This is a genomic window from Chamaesiphon polymorphus CCALA 037, assembly GCF_003003845.1.
Classification (GTDB): domain Bacteria; phylum Cyanobacteriota; class Cyanobacteriia; order Cyanobacteriales; family Chamaesiphonaceae; genus Chamaesiphon; species Chamaesiphon polymorphus.
This window is the reverse complement of sequence record NZ_PVWO01000003.1, coordinates 1-20,130: the sequence shown is the minus strand read 5'-3', so window position 1 is coordinate 20,130 and position 20,130 is coordinate 1. Positions and strand designations below refer to the sequence as shown.

General features: G+C 52.7%; 2 protein-coding genes. Both read right to left on the bottom strand.

From position 1 onward, the window contains the following. Positions 1–26: 26 nt before the first annotated feature. Complete coding sequence (locus tag C7B77_RS00430) at positions 27–15,545, bottom strand: non-ribosomal peptide synthetase (protein WP_106299349.1); 15,519 nt, start codon at positions 15,543–15,545, stop codon at positions 27–29. Positions 15,546–15,605: 60 nt separating this feature from the next. Further along, positions 15,606–20,130 (bottom strand): non-ribosomal peptide synthetase (locus C7B77_RS00425; RefSeq protein ID WP_146138123.1); only part of this gene is annotated, 4,525 nt, incomplete at its 5' end.

Sequence of the window (20,130 nt, the reverse complement as noted above, 5' to 3'; positions counted from 1 at the left end):
AAATGTGAAGGTAAGAATATTTAGAGTTAGTCGTCTTGCGCTAGGAGTTGCCGCACATCTTCATCTGACAAATCATCAAGCTCCGCTAGGGTGCGAGCTAGAAAATCATCATCATCATCCACATTGCTCAGTTGAGATTCCAGAATAAGTCGAGCAGTATCGCGAATCGTCGGCTGCATAAAGAAGCTATGCAGGGGGAGCGTGACTTGATAGTGTTGATGGACTCGCGAAATAAATTGGGTTGCCAGTAGGGAATGACCGCCCACCTCAAAGAAATTGTCGGTCGTACCCACCTGCTTGAGGTTCAATAAGTTCGCCCAAATTTCTGCCAGTTCTACTTCCAGCTCGGTTGCTGGAGCCACATATTCAGTGACCAGCAGTGCTGTGAGATCGGGGGTCGGTAAAGCCCGTTTATCGACCTTGCCATTGGGCGTTAACGGTAATTCAGCCAAGGTGACAAACACCAAGGGAATCATGTAAGCCGGAAGACGTGTTGACAAAAATTGACGGACATCGCTATTTGATAACTCCGTGGTGGGATCTGTCACCCCATAAGCGATTAGTTGTTTTTGCCCTTGCTCCGTGGTGGTAACTACGACTACCGCTTGACGAATGTGGGGGTGTTGAATCAGAACCGCTTCAATTTCACCAATTTCAATACGGAACCCCCGAATTTTGACTTGTCCATCGATGCGATCGAGGTATTCAATATCGCCACTAGGTAAGTAGCGCACCAGATCGCCAGTTTTATACAAGCGACTGTCCGGTCGATCGCTACAGGGATGTGGGATAAACTTCTCGGCTGTCAGCTCTGGACGTTGCCAATATCCTCGTGCCAAGCCCGCTCCCCCAATATGCAGCTCGCCAGGTACCCCAATCGGGACGGGTTGGAGATACCGATCTAAGATCGAGATCTCGGTGTGTGCTAGGGGACGACCGATGGGAATATTCGTGACCGTGGGACTTAGCTCGGTCACTTCATAATAGGTGGCAAAGGTCGTACTCTCGGTCGGGCCATAGCCATTGAGTAAGTGCTGCGGCGCGCCAGCAGCTTGCACCACGCGCACCCAATGAGGGTCGAGGGCTTCCCCACCCATAATCAGATAGCGGAGCTTACCAAAGGCTGTCGGTGCGATGCTGGCCAATCGATCGAATAGGGCTGGAGTCAGGAACAACACGCTAATCTGGCGATCGGTCAACAGTGCAATTAAGTCTGGTGGCGATAACAGCACCGTCTGCGGCACGATCGTGAGTTGCGCCCCATTGAGTAAGGCTCCCCAAATTTCAAAGGTGGCGGCATCAAAGGCGGTATTGGCAGCATGTGCCACCCGATCGAGTGCCGAGAATTGAATATAGTTGGTATTCAGCACTAGGCGGGTAATCCCTTGATGCGGAATCATTACGCCCTTGGGTTGTCCGGTGGAACCCGATGTGTAAATTACATAAGCTAAGTCGGTGGGGGAAATCGTTGGGCTGGGGTAATTAAAGGGGGGATGACTGGCGATCTGTTCCCAATCGCGATCGATACAAATCGTCTGAGCGGTAGTGGGCGGTAAGCGATCGAGTAATTCCACCTGTGTGAGCAGCACGGCTAGTTGGGTATCTGCCAACATATAAGCCAGTCGTTCTGGCGGATAGGTGGGGTCGAGGGGCACGTAAGCACCACCCGCTTTGAGGATCGCCACGACACTGACGATCGCCTCGATCGACCGCTCCATACAGATGCCCACCAGCCCCTCAGACTGCACGCCGAGCGACTGAAGTTGGGAGGCTAATCGATCGGCACGAGCGTTCAATTCGGCATAGGTGATGGTCTGCTCACCGCTAACTACAGCGATCGCGTCGGGACTCAATAACACCTGTCGCTCGAACAGTGCGGGGATGCAGAGTTCGGTGGGATCGTAGCCGCTAACTTGTTGCCACTCGGTCAATTGCGCTCGTTCGGCGGCAGATATTAGCGTTAATCGATCGAGCGATCGGTTGGGAGCGGTCGTAATTTCGAGCAGCAGATGGTGGAAATGTCCGAGCATTCGATCGATCGTCTCCGTGGTAAAGCGACTACAATCCGATCGGATTTCGATCGCTAGCTCGTTACCAGGAATCGCAATCAGGGTGAGTGGAAAGTTAGTCTGTTGCAAATTCCGCACATTAATGATTTGCAAATCATCAGCACTCGGCGGCGATTGGACAGCCTCACCGAGCGGGTAATTTTCAAACACCACAATGCTTTCAAACAGCGCGGCTCCTGCCGGAATCTCGCTCCAACCTTGAATTTCGACTAATGGCGTATAAGCATAGCGATCGATCTCTTGTTGTTGCGCTTGCAGGGTTTGCAGCCACGGCAAGACCTCGATCTCGTCGGTAATTGCCACTCGCAGCGGCAGCGTGTTAATAAACAGACCGACGATCTCTTCGACACCAGCCAAAGCTGCTGGTCGTCCCGAAACCGTCACCCCAAATACCACATCCCGTTCGTCACTATAGCGACCGAGCAGCAATGCCCAAGCTCCTTGGATGAGGTTGCTCATCGTCAGTTGGTGCTGGCGGACAAATTGTTGGAGTGTAGCCGTCGTCTCTGGTGGTAGCTGTAACCGTGCGATGTAGGAGCCGCTAGTCAATGCCGATCGATCGGTCGGCGCGATTAATGGTGTCGGCGCAGCAATTCCCTCAAGCTGCTGTTGCCAAAAGACTTTAGCGGCACCCATGTCCTGAGCCTGCAACCACGCAATATAGCTCCGATATGAATTAGCTGGTGGCATCACCTCAATGGTTTCGCCCCGTTCGTAGACCTGATAAGCGGCTAGTACCTCCTTAAATACCAATGGCAGCGACCAACCATCTAATAAGATGTGATGGCTACTCCAGAGAAATTCATAGGTATGTGCTGATAATTGCATTAAGTGCAACCGCATCAGGGGTGGTTGCGACCACTCAAATCCCTGTTTTTCGCGTTCGATCGCGGCAACGATGTGTTGCTGTTGCTGCTGGGGATCCGCGTCGCGATAGTCGGAATAGGTGAAAGGTAAAGTGGCTTGTTGGCGCACGACTTGCACAGGGGCGGTTAAATCCGACCAGATGAAGCTGGTTCGGAGAATATCATAGCGATCGATGACCCGTTGCCAAGCTTGACAAAATACATCGATATTCAGATTGCCCTGCAATGTACACTGCACCAACTCTACATAAACGCCAGATTCTGGTGCGTAGAGACTGTGGAACAACATCCCTTGCTGCATCGGTGAGAGCGGATAAATATCGACTACCGATCGCCAATCGTTATCGACAATTCGATCGAGTTCTGGTTGCGATAACTGAGCGAGGGGGAAGTCTGAGGGGGTGTAACCACCTGCGGTAGGTTCCAAGCAATGGTCGATCGTGGCGGTTAAATGATGTAACAGACGGTGCGCCAATCGTTCGATCGTTTCGGGCTGGTGGAGATTGCTACTATAATTCCAGCTCAAATGTAGTTGACCGCCGACGATCGAGCCACTGATATCTAGCAAATGCTGGCGATGACCCTGACTATTACTCTCAGCCCCCGCCGACTCGCTGGCTAGTTGGAAATCGCTTTCAGCACTGAGGGTGCGATCGAATTGACCTAGATAGTTAAAGCTAATCGCTGGCGTGGGGCGATCGGCGAGGCTATGCGATTGTTGTAGATAGCGGAGGACTCCATAGCCGATGCCTTTATTAGGCACCCGTCGCAGTTGTTCTTTAATCTTCTTGAGCAATGTTCCCTCTCCATCGCCCTCAGACCAATGCAGCGACACGGGAAACATCGTCGTAAACCAGCCCACAGTGCGAGAAATATCCACATCGTCAAATAGTTCTTCCCGTCCGTGGCCTTCCAAATGCAAGTACAGACTCGACTCACCCGTCCACTCCCCGATCGTTTGGGCTAGGGCGGCTATCAACACATCATTAATCTGCGTGCGATAAATTGCGGGTACGCGCTTGAGCAGGTCTTGAGTCGCCGTCGCACTGAGAGAAACCGTCACAGTAGCCCCAGAGCCGATCGTATTTTCCCCGCGAGCGTCCGTCGGGAGCAGTGTCAGTGGCTGACTGACCTGAGCTTGCCAGTAATCCAACTCCGCATCGAGCGCGCCAGCAACTGCTGTCAGCCGCTGTGCCCAATATTGCCAAGCCGTCGTCTTCGCAGGGAAAGAGATCGTTGTGCCCTGAGTCAGTTGGTGGTAAGCAGTTTGGAGATCTTCTAATAAAATCCGCCAAGACACGCCATCTACAGCTAAGTGATGGATGGCAATCAGCAGGCGTTGGGGCACTCCGGCACCCATCTGGAATAATGTCGATCGCAGTAAACAACCAGCGGCGAGATCCAAACTGGCTTGAGCTTGACTGCAAATTTCTGTTAACCGATCGACTTGTTGCTGACCGGATAAATCCGCTAAATCGATTGTTTGAAGCTGCGGCGGCGCACTCCAGTCGGCATTAGTTTGCTGCCAACTGCCACCTGTCGCCACAAATTGCAAGCGGAGCGCGTCGTGATGCTGCCAGATCGCTGTCAAGACTTGTTGGAGTAAGTCCGCTGATAAATCTGTTGGTACTTCCAATAGCACAGATTGGTTAAAATGTTGCGGCTCTGGCAAGTTTTGTGCAAAAAACCAGTGTTGAATCGGCGTGAGAGGTACCGATCCAGTTACAATGCCTTGCTCTGCGGCAATGGCTTGTCCCGTACTCGCTACTTGCGCCAGTTCGGCGATCGAGGGGCGAGCGAATAGTTGTTTGGGTGTCAGTTGAATCCCCGATCGACCAGCACGCGCGACGATTTGTAAACTCAGAATCGAATCTCCACCGATCGCGAAGAAGTTATCGTGGATGCCTACCTGAGATAGACCCAGAACTTCTGCCCAGATGGCGGTTAGTTGACTTTCTAGCGTGGTGCGTGGGGCTGCATAAGCGTTATTGGTTAGTTCCCCGCGATCGGGGTGCGGCAATGCCCGTTTATCGATCTTGCCATTGGGCGTGAGCGGCAATTCAGCCAAGGTAACAAACATACTGGGGATCGTGTAGGCTGGCAGCCGCTCTACCAGGAATTCGCGCAATTCCTCCGCCGTGGGTTGGGCATTTGCACTAGGTACGACATAGGCGATCAATTGTGGCGATCGAGACTCTGGGCTGTGAGCCACCACCACAGTCTGAGATATGTCTGGATGCTGAGAGAGGACGGCTTCAATTTCTCCCAACTCAATCCGGTAGCCGCGAATCTTCACCTGTTGGTCGATCCGTCCGAGGTATTCTACTTCCCCAGTCAGTAAATACCGCGCCAAGTCCCCTGTTCGGTATAAACGCTCCCCTGCGGTACTAAAAGGAGAGTCGATAAACTTGTCGGCAGTCAGCTCCGATCGCTGCCAATAGCCCCGTGCCAGACCCGCACCACCAATGTAGAGTTCGCCTGGGACGCCGATCGGGACGAGCTGACGACGAGCATTTAGAATGTAAATTTGAGTATTGGCGATCGGATAACCAATCGTAATCGGTGCTCGTGGGGATGTGATTCGATAACCAGTAGACCAGATAGTCGTTTCGGTCGGCCCGTATAAGTTCCACAGCTCTTTGCCCAGCGGGAGTAGTTGCTGCATCAAATCGGCAGGAAGTGCCTCACCCGTACTCACCATTTTTAAGTTCGGACTACCCTGCCAACCTGCGGCTAATAACATCCGCCAGGTAGTGGGGGTGGGCTGCATGAATGTCGGCTGATACCGATCGATCGCCTGTAACAGTTGGTAGCCATCGGCGGCGACATCGCGACTGACGATCGCCAACTTGGCACCGACGAGCAGCGGTAAAAACAGCTCCGCCACGGAAATATCGAAGGAAAATGTCGCTACCGCTAGCAACGTATCTGTGGCACTCAGTTCGAGCTGACGGATTATCGCCCAGAGCAGATTGATGACACTGCGGTGCTGGATTTCCACGCCTTTGGGTTGTCCGGTCGAACCTGATGTATAGATGATATAAGCTAAATTCGTAGCTGTTGCCGAACTAATCAGATTTGTGACAGGGAGCTGCTGCCACCGATCGGCATCGCCATCGACACACACAACTGTTACGCCCAGATCCAACCAATTCTCGGCTAGTGAAGTTTGGGAGAGCAAGAGTCTCAGCCCAGAGTCTGCCAGCACATAAGCAATGCGATCGCGTGGATACAGGGGATCGATCGGCACATAAGCACCGCCCGCTTTGAGAATCGCTAAAATCGCGATCGCCATCGCCTCAGACCGCTCGACACAAATCCCGACGAGTGTTTCCGCTCCCACACCTTGAGATTGGAGATAGTGTGCCAGTCGATTGGCGCACCGATCTAAGTCTTGGTAAGTCAAACACCGATCTTCAAAGACGATCGCGATCGCCTCTGGCGTGCGCTCTACTTGCTGCTCGAATAACTGATGAATGCACCGATCTTGAGGATAGTCAGCGTGGGTTTGGTGCCACACCTCTAGCAATTGCTGGCGTTCTGGTGTGGATAACAACGGGATACTCTCGATCGATCGATCGCCATCGACGACCATGCCAGCCAGCAATGCTTGTAAGTGCTCCAGCATCCGGTCGATGCTATCTGGGGTAAACCGACTGCGATCGAAACTAATGTCCAAGGCTAACTCCGCACCGGGGCTAGCAATTAAGGTCAGGGGATAGTTGGTTTGCTCCCAACTTTGCACCTCAATAATTTGGAGATCGTTAGCGTGGGGTTCGCTGACAGCCTCACCAACTGGGTAATTCTCAAAGACGACGATGCTCTCAAATAAGGGCACCCCACGGGCAACCTCGCTCCAACCTTGAATGTCGTTCAGGGGGGTGTAAGCATATCGATCGATCTCTTGCTGTTGGTGTTGGAGAGCTTGTAACCACGGCAAGATCGGTGCATCGAACGGAATCGCCACTCGAACGGGCAGAGTATTAATAAATGGCCCGACGATTTCCTCAACTCCAGGCAAGGTGGCGGGTCTGCCCGACACAGTTACGCCAAACACCACATCGGCATTACCACTATAGTGACTCAGCAACAGTGCCCAAGCACCTTGGATCAGGTTGCTCATCGTCAATTGATGCTGACGGGCAAACTGTTGGATTGTCGTTGTTACGGCTAGGGGCAATCGCGATCGTGCCACCTGGTAGCCCGAATCTAATTGCGATCGATCGGTGGGAGCCAGCAGCGGCGTAGGATCGGTAATATCCCGCAATTGGGCTTGCCAGAAAGATCGAGCGGCGGTCGAGTCTTGGGTTTGTAACCAAGCAATATAGTTCCGGTAAGGGGTGGCTGGGGCGAGGGGTTGCAATTGACCCCGTTCGTAAGCATGGTAGGCGGCAAATACTTCCTTAAATACCAATGGTAAAGACCAACCATCTAGTAATAAGTGATGGTGAGTCCAGACAAATTTATATGTATCCGCTGCGAGTTGAATCACTTGCAGCCGCATCAGTGGCGGACGCGCGAGGTCGAAATCTTGCTGGCGTTCTCGCTCTAATAGTCGATCGAGATCGACCTGTTGAGTTACTAAATCTTTGGCTTGCCAATCGTGCTGGTGTAAGATTAGTGGCACTCGATCGAACACGCATTGGAGCGGCGTGGCTAATTCGGCATGGATAAAGCCAGTCCGCAAAATTTCATAGCGATCGATCGCCTGTTGCCAAGCTTTCCCAAAAATCTCACAGTTGAGATTGCCCTTTAACATACAGTGGACTTGCACCATATACACTCCCGATTCGGGCGCATATAAGCTATGGAACAGTAACCCCTGTTGCAGCGGCGAGAGGGGATAAATATCGGCAATCTGTCGCCAGTTGTCACCCACCAACCGATCTAGGTCAGTTTGGGAGAGCCGCGCCAGCGCAAAGTCCGACGGCGTGTAGCCTCCAGCCGTTGGTTCCAGACAATGGGCGATCGAGGCTGCTAAGTTGTCAATTAAGTTCTGCGCTAATCGCTCGATCGTCTGTCGATCGTATATGTTGCTGCTGTAAGTCCAATTTAGTTGTAATTCTCCCGCAACGATCGCGCCATTGATGTCGAGCAGATGTCGGCGTTCTCCTTGCAAGCTAATATCTGACCCCGCTGACTCCGTAGCAACTTCAAAATCGCTCTCGGCAGCCAAGACTCCATCGAATTGACCGAGATAATTAAAGCTAATCGGGGCGGCAACATGGCTGCTGAGACTGGGTTCTCGGCGCACGTAGCGCAGCAACCCATACCCAATGCCTTTGTGGGGGACTTGACGTAATTGTTTTTTTATGCTCTTGAGTAACGATCCGGGGTGACGATCGGGGGCGAGATCCAGACAAATGGGGAACATCGTCGTAAACCAGCCCACCGTGCGGGAGATATCCACATCATCAAATAATTCTTCCCGCCCGTGACCTTCTAAGTCGATCTGGATCTGGGACTCGCCCGTCCACTCGCTCATCGTCTGGGCGAGTGCCGCAATTAAGACATCATTAATTTGAGTCCGGTAAGCCGCTGGCACGCGCTGTAATAAATCTTGGGTGGCTGTGGCATCGAGCGAAACAGTCACGGTTTCTGCCGAGCTAGCGGTGTTCTCGCCCTGCCGATCGGTCGGCAATGTTGGCGATACTGAAGCAATCTGGCGGTGCCAGTAATCTAATTCGGGGATAAAATCACCACTCGCGGTAACGAGCTGCTGCGCCCATTGTCGCCAGGAGGTGGTTTTGGCTGGGAGGCTGATGTTCTGACCCTGACTGACCTGTTGATAGGCTGTTTGAATATCATCGAGCAAAATCCGCCAAGACACGCCATCTACGGCCAAGTGATGCACCACTAGTAATAGCCGCTGCGGTTGTCCCTCACCCATCTCAAATAGAGTAGCTTGGAGCAGACAACCTGACGCTAAATCTAGACTGGCTTGCGATCGATCGCAAATTTCGGTCAATCGATCGGTTTGTTCCGTACCAGTGAGCTGTCCCAAATCCACCACTTGCAGTTGGGGTACGGCAGTCAACGCGGCATTGGTTTGGTGCCAACCACCATCGATCGACTGGAATTGCAGACGCAGGGCATCATGGTGTTGCCAGATCGATGTCAAGATCGGCTGGAGGAGATCCGCCGATACTGTGGCGGGGATTTGGAGTAAGACCGTCTGGTTGAAGTGGTGCGGTGCGGGCAAGTCTCGATCGAAATACCACCGTTGAATCGGGGTCAGTGGCACATCGCCAACTACGACCCCTTGCTCGGCAGAGATCGCCTGTCCGGTGCGGGCTACGGCGGCTAATTCGGCAATGGATTGATGGGCAAATAGTTGTTTGGGGGTCAGTTGGATTCCGGCTTGAGCAGCACGGGCAATAATTTGTAAGCTGAGAATCGAGTCGCCACCGATCGCAAAAAAGTTGTCATGAATGCCCACTTGGGGAGTGCCCAAGACTTGCGCCCAAATCGCTGCTAACTGGGCTTCGATCGAGGTGCGTGGGGCGACGTAGTTTTTGCCCATCTCCGCAGTCAGATCTGGCAGCGGCAAAGCGCGTTTGTCCACCTTGCCATTGGGGGTCAAGGGCAACTCATCGAGCGTGACAAAATAAGCCGGAATCATGTAGTCTGGCAACCGTTCGCCCAAGAACTGCCGCAGTTGCTCGGAAGTTGTCTGAGCATCGGGCATTGGCACGGTATAAGCAACTAACTTTTGCTGTCCATCCCGATCGATCGCCACCACTACCGCTTGAAATAGCTCTGGATGTTGATTCAGGACTGTCTCAATTTCTCCCAGCTCGATTCGGAAACCGCGAATTTTGACCTGCTCATCGAGCCGTCCTAAATATTCAATCTGACCATCCGCCAAGTACCGACCGCGATCGCCACTGCGATACAGGATTGCTCCGTCCACCTGCGGATGAGCCACAAATTTTTCAGCAGTCAATTCGGGGCGGTTTAAATATCCTCGCGCTAGACTCGCACCGCCAATCCATAATTCACCGGGGATACCAATCGGGGCAAGCTGCCCGCGATCGTCTAAACAATACACCTGCGTATTGGCAATGGGGCGACCGATCGTCGGTACGGCGTCGGGATTGCTGTCATCGAGCACCACTGAAGTGGTTACTACCGTATTTTCGGTAGGCCCATAGTTATTGACGACCTGAAACGGCATCCGCGTGGCTGGATTAGTCGCTAATCGATCGCCACCTACGAGCATCATCCGTAGAGCAGTGGTATCCGGCCAGTCTAAGTGAAAGAGTTGTTCGGCAACAGGTGTGGGGACAAAGCTGATGGTGATTTGGCGATCGAGCAACCAATCCCGTAATTCAGTGGGATGATGGATGGCTGTAGGCGGTACCAGTAGTAAGGTAGCTCCAGCAGCTAAATAAGGCCAAATCTCCCACCCCGCCGCATCAAAAGCAATCCCCGCTAATTGAGTGGCGCGATCGGCTGCGGTGACTGCAAAAGCGGTGTGGTGCCATGCCACCAAGTTGAGTAAGCCCCGATGCGGAATCATCACCCCCTTGGGCGTACCTGTGGAACCGGAAGTATAGACTATGTAAGCTAGTCGAGCGGCTGTCACCAGATTCGGACAAGGATTGCTAGTGTTGGTTGCAATTGTCGCCCAGTCCCGATCGAGACAGACAACCTGGGCTTGATGCTCCGGTAACTGGGCGACTAGAGATGCCTGAGTTAACAACACAGGCATTTGCGTATCGGCCAAAATCGCAGCCAACCGCGCCGCCGGATAACTAGGATCGATCGGGACATAAGCTCCCCCAGCCTTGAGAATCCCCAATAGACCGACGATTAATTCTAGCGAGCGTTCGACACAAATGCCTACCACCGTTTCCGCTCGGACTCCCACATCTTGCAGATAGTGCGCTAATTGGTTGGATCGGGCATCTAGTTCGGCATAGGTTAATTGCAGATCGCCCCAGACGACAGCAATGGCGGTGGGTTGCGCGATCGCCCGATCGGCAATCAGTTGGTGAATGCAGCGATCGGTCGCGACAAACTGCTCGACACCTTGACTAAATAAGCCTAGTTGTGCTATCTCTGCGGGAGCGATCGGCTGTAGCTGGCAAATCGCACCATCTGGATTGTTGACGATCGCGCTCAAGAGCTGCTCGAAATGACCGCTCATCCGGTCGATCGTCGCCAGATCGAACAAGTCGGTGTTATATTCCCACACACCTGTTAAGCCGCTAGCCGCGTCATCACTGTTGGCTGGTTCGGCGATCGCCAAAGTGAGATCGAACTTAGCGATAGTCGTGGGAGTCGCTACCGCACTCAAGTTCAGACCTGGTAACTTCAGCTCCGACGTGGGCGCATTTTGCAAGACGAACATCACTTGAAACAGCGGACTATGGCTGAGATCGCGATCGGGTTGCAAGGCTTCGACGATGATTTCAAATGGCAAATCTTGATGCTCGTAGGCTGCCAGTGTCGTCTGCCGCACTCGGTTCGCTAACTCGCGGAAGGTCGGCGATCCCGATAGATCGGTACGCAGCACCAAGGTATTGACAAAAAAGCCAATTAGATGTTCGATTTCTTCGCGGTTGCGATTGGCGATCGGACTGCCAACGGCAATATCCATCTGCCCGCTATAGCGCGAGAGCAAGATCTGGAATGCCGCCAACAGGGTCATAAATAAAGTAGTCCCAGTTTGCTGACTGAGTTTGACCAGCGATCGACTCAATTCGGCACTCAGCGCAAACTCCTGCGTTGCCCCACTCGTGGTTTGCACTGCCGGACGCGGGCGATCGGTGGGCAGTTCTAGCGGTGTTAAGTTGGCGAGTTGTTGTTGCCAATATGCGAGCTGCTGTTGGCGCAAGTCGCCCGTAAGTAGTTGGCGTTGCCAGTGAGCAAAATCAGCATACTGAATGGCTAACTCTGGTAAGCTGGCCGCTTGCCCCTCAATTGCCGCTGTATACAACGCGACCAGTTCGCGGATGATAATGCCCATCGACCAGCCATCAGCACTGATGTGATGGATGCAGAACAATAGTAAATATTCATCCGCACCCAGTTGTAAGAGCTGTGCGCGCAACAATAAATCTGTCGTTAAGTCAAAGATCGTGTCATTGACGCTGGATGTGGCGGCGGCGATCGCCGCTGCTGGTGCTGCCCCTAAGTGCCGGACATCGATCGTCGGTAATGGTACTGTTACAGTCGATCGCATCGATTGGTACGGCTGACCGCTACTATCTAAGGCAAAATTAGTCCGCAAACTCTCATGTCGCTGGACGATCGCCTGTAAACTCTGTTGCAAGGCATTGACATCTAAATTCCCTTGCAGCCGTAAGGCAATCGGAATATGGTAAGCCGTACTCTGGGGATCTAGTTGCTGCAAAAACCACAGCCGTTGCTGGGCAAAAGACAGCGGTAGTAGGCGATCGCGATCGATCGAAACTAAAGGTAGCGTGTTACAACTAGGGGTGCGACCGCGTTCGATCTCGGTTGCCAGCTCGGCGATCGTCGGCATGTTAAACAGCGTCTGGAGCGATAGCTCGACTTGGCAGTTCCGCCGAATCCGCGATATTAGCTGAGTGGCGATCAGCGAATGACCCCCCAAATCGAAGAAACTATTAAAAATACCGATCTGGATCGTCCCCAGTACCTCCGACCAGATTTGCGCTAGTTGTTGTTCCAGCTCGGTGCGGGGGGCAACATAGCTCGCCCCGATCGCCTGCGATCGATCGGGTGCTGGTAACGATCGCTTATCGACTTTGCCATTGGGTGTTAGGGGTAAGGCACTCAACGGCATAAACATCGCCGGAATCATATAATCCGGTAAGCGGGTCGCCAAAAACTGCCGTAACTCACTCGGACTAAGTTCGGCACTCGATCGCGAGACAATATAAGCAACAAGTTGTTTCGCTCCAGACTCAATCGCCTGGGCTTGGACGGAGACTTGGAGAATGCCGGGATGCTGCGAGAGGACGGCTTCAATTTCGCCAAGCTCGATCCGAAACCCGCGAATCTTGACCTGTTGGTCGATGCGATCGAGGTATTCAATCTCGCCACTGGGTAAGTAGCGCACCAAGTCGCCAGTTTTGTAGAGCAAAGCACCTGGTTCGCCCCAGGGATGGGGAATAAATTTTTCAGCCGTTAACTCTGGACGCTGCCAATAGCCTCGTGCCAAACCACTACCACCGATATGTAGTTCGCCTGGGATGCCGACAGGCACTTGCTGTAACTGCCGATCCAAAATCAAGATTTCAGTCTGTGCCACCGGACGACCGATCGGAATATTAGTCGCCGTTGCAGGCACGTCCGAGATCCGATACCAACTGGTAAAAGTAGTGCTTTCTGTCGGGCCATAAACATGGATTAACTGCTCCGGCGGAGCGGTTGCTAGGATCGCTCGGACAGAGACCGGATCGATCGCTTCCCCACCCATCAGTAAACAGCGCAGTCGAGCAAAAGCCGTGGGAACCAAGCTAGCCATCCGATTGAAGAGGGCTGTAGTCAAAAATAAGACCGTAATTTCCTGCTCTTGGAGCAGCATCGCCAATTCGGTAGGGTCGAGCAAGACCGAGCGCGGAATAATCACGATCTGGGCACCATTGAGCAAAGCTCCCCAAATTTCAAAGGTGGCGGCATCAAAGGCAGTATTGGCCGCCTGAGCGATTCGATCGCTAGCGTTTAAGCTGACATAATTGGTATCCAACACTAAGCGGGTAATCCCTTGATGGGGAATCATTACCCCTTTGGGAACTCCGGTCGAACCAGAGGTGTAGATGATATAAGCTAGGCTGGCGGGAGTAATAGCTGGAGTTGGATTACTGTCCGAGGCACTCGCCCACAGTTGCCAATCGCGATCGACACAAATCGTGGTAGCGGTAGTAGTGGGGAGCTGTGCTAATAAGTCAGCTTGAGTGAGTAAAATCGGTAATTGGGTATCGTCGAGCATCAAACTCAGTCGGGCGACTGGAGTAGTCGGATCGAGTGGAACATACGCCCCCCCAGCTTTGACGATAGCCAGCGTGCTGACGATGAGATCGATCGAGCGTTCCATGTAGATGCCGACCAAGGTTTCGGCTGCAACACCCAGCGATTGCAGATAGTGGGCGAGTCGATTGGCGCGGTGGTTTAAGGCTGCATAGCTCAGGCTTTCGGTGCCACAGACTACGGCTATTCGCTCTGGATTTAAGCTGACTTGGCGATCGAATGCTTGATGCAAACACAATTGGCTGGGGGCTTGCGGTTGTGGCTGCCACTGCTGGAGTTCGGCAACCTCTGCTTCTGTCAGCAAGGATAGCTGCTCGATCTCCCAGTCGGGATGCGTCACAACTGCTAGTAATAACTGCTGGAAATGTCCTAACAGTCGCTCGATCGCTGCGTACTCAAATTGGCTGGCATCATAATTTGCCTGGAGGGTCAATTGTCCGCTCGGGATTGCCACCAAGGTTAACGGATAATTGGTTTGCTCGAAACTATGAATATCCGATACATCCAAACTGAGCTGTTGCGATTGCAGCGATTCACTAATCGGATAATTTTCAAATACCAATAGCGTGTCAAACAAAGACAAGCCACGCGGTACCTCACTCACCCCTTGAATATCCACCAACGAACTGTAGTCGTAAGCCTGAGCTGCGAGTTGTTGCTGTTGAATCCCCTGTAGCCATTCCAGCACGCGGGTATGTGCGGGTAGAGCGATTCTGACAGGTACGGCATTAATGAACAGTCCCACCATCGTTTCCACACCAGTCAGTACTGGCGGTCTGCCAGAAACAGTAGCCCCAAACAGGGCTTCGCTCTCACCACTATAACGAGCCAGTAACAAGCCCCACACGCCTTGGAAGACGGTATTAAGCGTGAGTTGGTGGCGGCGAGCAAATTCTTGGATTTGGGCGGTTGTAGACTCAGAGAGCTGTCGATCGATTGTTTGATAAATTGGCTGCTGTGCGCTAGTCTTGAGGCGAATTGGCACGGGGGTAGGCGTATCGATCCCCTGTAGATATTGCTGCCAAAATCGATTGGCACTTTCTACATCTTGTTTTTCGCGCCACACTACGTAGTCTCGATAGGGGCGGGGCAAGTCCAAGGTCAGGGTTTCACCTTGGATCGCGGCTTCATAGTAAGCAAACACCTCTTGAATCAACGTGGGTAAAGACCAACCATCAATTAACAGATGATGGTAACTCCAGACAAATTTATAGCGATCGTCAGCTACGCGGATCGACGTAAATCGCATCAACGGAGCTTGATTTAACTTAAAGCCCTGAAGGCGATCGGCTGTTAAAAACGCCTCTAGTTGTGCTTGTTGCGCGTCCGTACTGTCCGATCGCCAATCGTGATAAGTCCAAGGTAAATTAACGACCTTACCCACCACCTGAAGCGGTTTATCGATCTTTTCCCACAGAAAAGCAGTGCGTAATACGGCATGTCGATCGGCTACCTGTTGCCAAGCTGCGGCAAATTTTGCTTCATCCAATTCACCCTGTAACGTACAGCAGAGCTGCTCGAAATACAAAGTCGATCCCGCTGTATAGAGGGTATGAAATAACATCCCCTGCTGCATCGGTGTCAGTGGATAGATAGCAGCAACGTTTTTGTTCGGGTTGGTGGGGTTGGCTCGATCGACGGTATTCATAACTTTTTTTGAATTGGGTAACGAACGAAAAAAGGTGATGTTTAATCCAGCAATAAAGCTTTACAGCGTCGAAAAGTCATCGAGGATGGCTGCTAATTCGTCTCCATCCAGATCGGCTTCTGGAAAATCGGTCGGACTATAAGCACCTGCGTCAGGAGCTTGACAGTGGCTAATCAGCGATCGAAGCGCGGCTAAGAAATCAGCAGCTAGCTTGTCAATAGTGGCGGGTAGATGAACTTGGGGGCTATAAGTCCAATTGACTTGGAGTTCTCCCGCCAAAATCACCGCATTTACTTCCACTAAATGACTCCGTGCGGCCTGGAGCGATTGTTCGTCACCACCACTATCTGCCGTCAATTGCCATCCTTCATCTGCCGATGTTTCTTGGCTAAATTGACCGAGATAGTTAAAACTCACCTGCGCTGCGGGTACGTCACCCAACCCACCCATACTGGGGTTGAGGTAGCGGAGTAACCCATAACTCATCCCCCCATCCGGCACCTGCCGGACTTGCTCTTTGACTGCGATCAGCGCAGTACCCAGATCGAGCGCAGGTAGTACCAACTGCACGGGGAACATCGTGGTAAACCAACCTACGGTGCGGCTTAAATCGACATCTGCAAACAATTCTTCGCGACCGTGCCCTTCCAAATCGAGGTACAGCGACGATCGACCCGTCCACTGTTGAAATGCCAGCACCACAGCAGTCAGTAAAACTTCGTGAATTTTGGTCTGATAGGCAGTGGGCACGGTTTGCAACAGCACCTGTGTGGTGGCGGCATCTAAACTAACGGCGATCGCTTCGGCTTGCTCGACGGTATGCGTTGTCGATTGGAGCGTGCCATCGATCGGTAGCGAGGGTACCACTGGCAAGCTTTGCCAGTAGTCCCGCGCCGCTTGCAAGTCGGCGGTGTGACTGTAGTTAGAGAGTTGCTGTGCCCAGTATTGGAACGAAGTAGTTTTGGGTGGCAGTTGGAGCGTCTGCCCTGCCAGACCTTGCTGGTAGGCAGTTTGGAGATCGGACATTAAGATCCGCCACGACACCCCATCGACGGCTAGGTGATGGATGACAATTAGCAAGCGATCGCTACCCTCGCCCATTTTGAATAAGCTGGCAGCTAGTAATAAGCCCGCGCCCAAGTCCAAACTCGCTTGGAGTAAGGTACCGCGATCGGCGATCGCCTGTAGTCGATCTCCGGCGGGTAAGGCCGATAAATCTTCAATCTGGAGCTGTACCTGTGCATCAGGTGGAGCATTGTATTGTTGCCAACTCCCCGCATTCGGAATGAATTGCAACCGCAGCGCATCGTGATGGAAAACTAAGTGCTGGAGAGCTTGCTCTAACACCACTGGCTCTATATCACTCGGCACTGCTAGTAATACCGATTGATTGAAATGGTGCGGTCGGGGCAAGTCTTGGGCAAAGAACCAATGTTGAATGGGGGTCAGCGGCACTTCGCCCACCACTGGTGTTTGAGCGGCCTGAATGCCCGTGCCAAATCCGACTACAGTAGCTAATTCGGCGATCGACTGGTGGGTAAAGAGTTGTTTGGGGGTCAACTGCCAGCCTAGTTGGTGCGCGCGGGCGACAATTTGCAGGCTCAAGATCGAGTCACCACCCAACTCAAAGAAGTTATCGCGGATGCCAACTTGCGGCAGTCCGAGCACCTCTGCCCAAATCTGTGCCAATCGATCTTCAATCTCGCTCTGGGGTGCCACATAGTCGGCACTCAAGGCTTCACTGAGGTCTGGGTCGGGGAGTGCCGCTTTATCGACCTTGCCATTGGGTGTAATCGGCAACTCTGGGATAAACACGAAGGCGGCAGGCACCATATAATCCGGCAATCGGCTGGACATAAACGCCCGCAGGTCGCCAATACTAGGCGGGTGTGACTGGGCTGCTGGTTGACCGACCAGATAAGCCACCAACTGCTGTCGTCCCGATTCTAAAGTGCGAGCGATCGCCACAACTTGCAAGATGTCTGGATGTTGAACTAGCACAGCCTCAATTTCGCCCAGCTCGATCCGGAAGCCGCGAATCTTCACCTGGTGGTCGATCCGTCCCAGATATTCGATTTGACCGTCAGTGCGGTAACGTCCCCAATCTCCCGTGCGATAGAGTCGCGCTCCAGGAATCCAGGGATGGTCGATAAACTTCTCGGCGGTTAATTCCGATCGATTGAGATACCCTCGCGCCAAATTGACACCACCTAAATAAATCTCGCCCCCAATCCCGGCTGGCATCAATCGTTGCTGGCCATCGAGAATATAAGCTGTAGTATTCGTTAAAGGTCTGCCGATCGGGGGTTGCCCCATCTGCGGCTGACAAATTGCGATCGTGCCCACAACTGTAGCTTCTGTCGGCCCATAAGCATTGTAAAAATGCCGTCCTGGTGCCCAGCGATCGATTAGCGGAGCCGGACAAGCTTCCCCGCCGACTACCAAGTGCTGCAAGTGCGGGAAGTCATTCTGGGGCATCACCGCCAATGCTGATGGTGGTAAGAGGGCGTGGGTAATGCTGTGAGTCTGTAAAAACTGCTGTAAATCGGCTCCTGGTAGCAGGGTATCCCGACTGCCCAGGTAGAGGGTCGCTCCGTTCCCCAACGCCATACAAATTTCCCAAACCGAAGCATCAAAGCTGAGAGAAGCAAATTGGACGACTTTACTTTGGGGCGTAACTTGGAGCAGTTCCTGTTGCACCGCGACCAAATTTCCTAAGCCGCGATGGGTAACCATTACCCCTTTGGGTTGACCCGTAGAACCGGAAGTGTAGATGACATAAGCCAATCGATCTAGGTCATCAGATCGATCGAGTGTGGGTGCAACGCTCGAAGACTGCTCGATCGTCGGCCAATCGCGATCGAGCCAAACTACAGTATCCACGGTGGGGATTTGCGCCTGTAAATCTGTCTGCGACAGCAACATAGCGATTTGGGCATCAGTTGCAATGTAGTCGAGGCGCGCTTTGGGATAAGCGGGATCTAGCGGGACATAGGCTCCACCTGCTTTGAGAATCCCCAGAATACCAACAATGGCAGCGATCGATCGCTCCACGCACAGACCGACGATTATTTCTGGCCCTACTCCCAGGGATTGGAGATAATGTGCCAGTCGATTAGCGCGGGCATCCAATTCAGCGTAGGTCAGTTGTCGCTCGTCAGCCACAACGGCGATCGCATCAGGCGTTCGAGCCGCGTGGTTGCTAAAGATCTCATGAAAACACTGTTGGGGATAAGGAACTGAAGGTTGATTCCACTCCGTTAGCAACTGCTGCATTTCAACCGATGTTAACAGCGGCAGCTCCCCTATTGTCGTCGCCGTGGGATCGATCGCGCCTGCCAGCAACACTTCCAAATGTCCTAGCATTCGCAGTACCGTCTCATGCTCGAACAGACTGCGATCGTAGTTAATTTTGAGCGATAGTTGTGACCCCGGAATCGCAATCAGCGTCAACGGATAATTTGTTTGCTCGCTACCGCGCACATCAGTAATTTCTAAGCTACTGACGGGTTGTTGCAGGGCACTGGAAACTGGATAGTTTTCAAACACAACCAGGCTATTAAAGAGTTGTACCCCCGATGGCAGGTCGCTCCATCGCTGAATATCCACCAGCGGACTATAGGTGTACTGACTAGCGGCGAGTTGTTTGGCTTGCAATGTCTGTAACCAGGGGACAATTTCCAACTCACCAGCGACATCCATCCGCATCGGCAGTGTATTGATAAATAAGCCCACCATCGATTCCACACCAGCCAGGGTCGGCGGACGACCCGAGAAAGTCACCCCAAACAGGACTTCTCGATCGCCACTGTAACGCGACAGCAGCATTCCCCAAGCCCCTTGAACCAGATTGCTAGCGGTGAGGTGATTGCTACGGGCAAAGCTTTCTAGTTGCTGGGTCAGATCGGGCGACAAGAGCAGTTCGACCTCACTAGAGCCAACATTGTCTGTTTTGGTACTGGGCAGCGGCGTTGGGGTCGTAAAGCCCTGCAACTCTTGCTGCCAGAACCCAGCCGCCTGACTGAGATCTTGTTGCTGGAGCCAAGCAATATAGGTTTGATAAGCTGGCGTAGGTGTCACCAGTGCGGGTAAACCCTCGATCGATCGTTCGTAGTTGGCAAAAACCTGCTGCAATACTGTCGAAAGCGACCAACCATCTAGCAGAATGTGATGGTGAATCCAGACAAAGTGATATTGAGTCGGAGTCAGTTGAATTAAATGGAGCTGCATCAGCGGTGCTGTTGCCAAATCCAAACCAGTTTGCTGCAATCGAGCCAAGAAATCAGCTAACTGCGGCGCGTCGGTATCCTGCCAATCGTGGTAAGTAAATGGCAATTCCACCTGCTGGCGCACGATCTGCAATGGCACTTCCAAATCGCCCCACCGGAACGCCGTCCGGAAAATTTCGTGACCATCGATAACCTGTTGCCAAGCTTGACAAAAAGTGGGGAGATCGAGATGACCCTGCAACGTACAGTGGAACACCTCCAGATAGACCCCCGAATCGGGAGCATAAAGACTGTGGAACAGCATCCCCTGCTGCATTGGCGAGAGCGGATAAATATCGACCACTTCCCGCCAATCT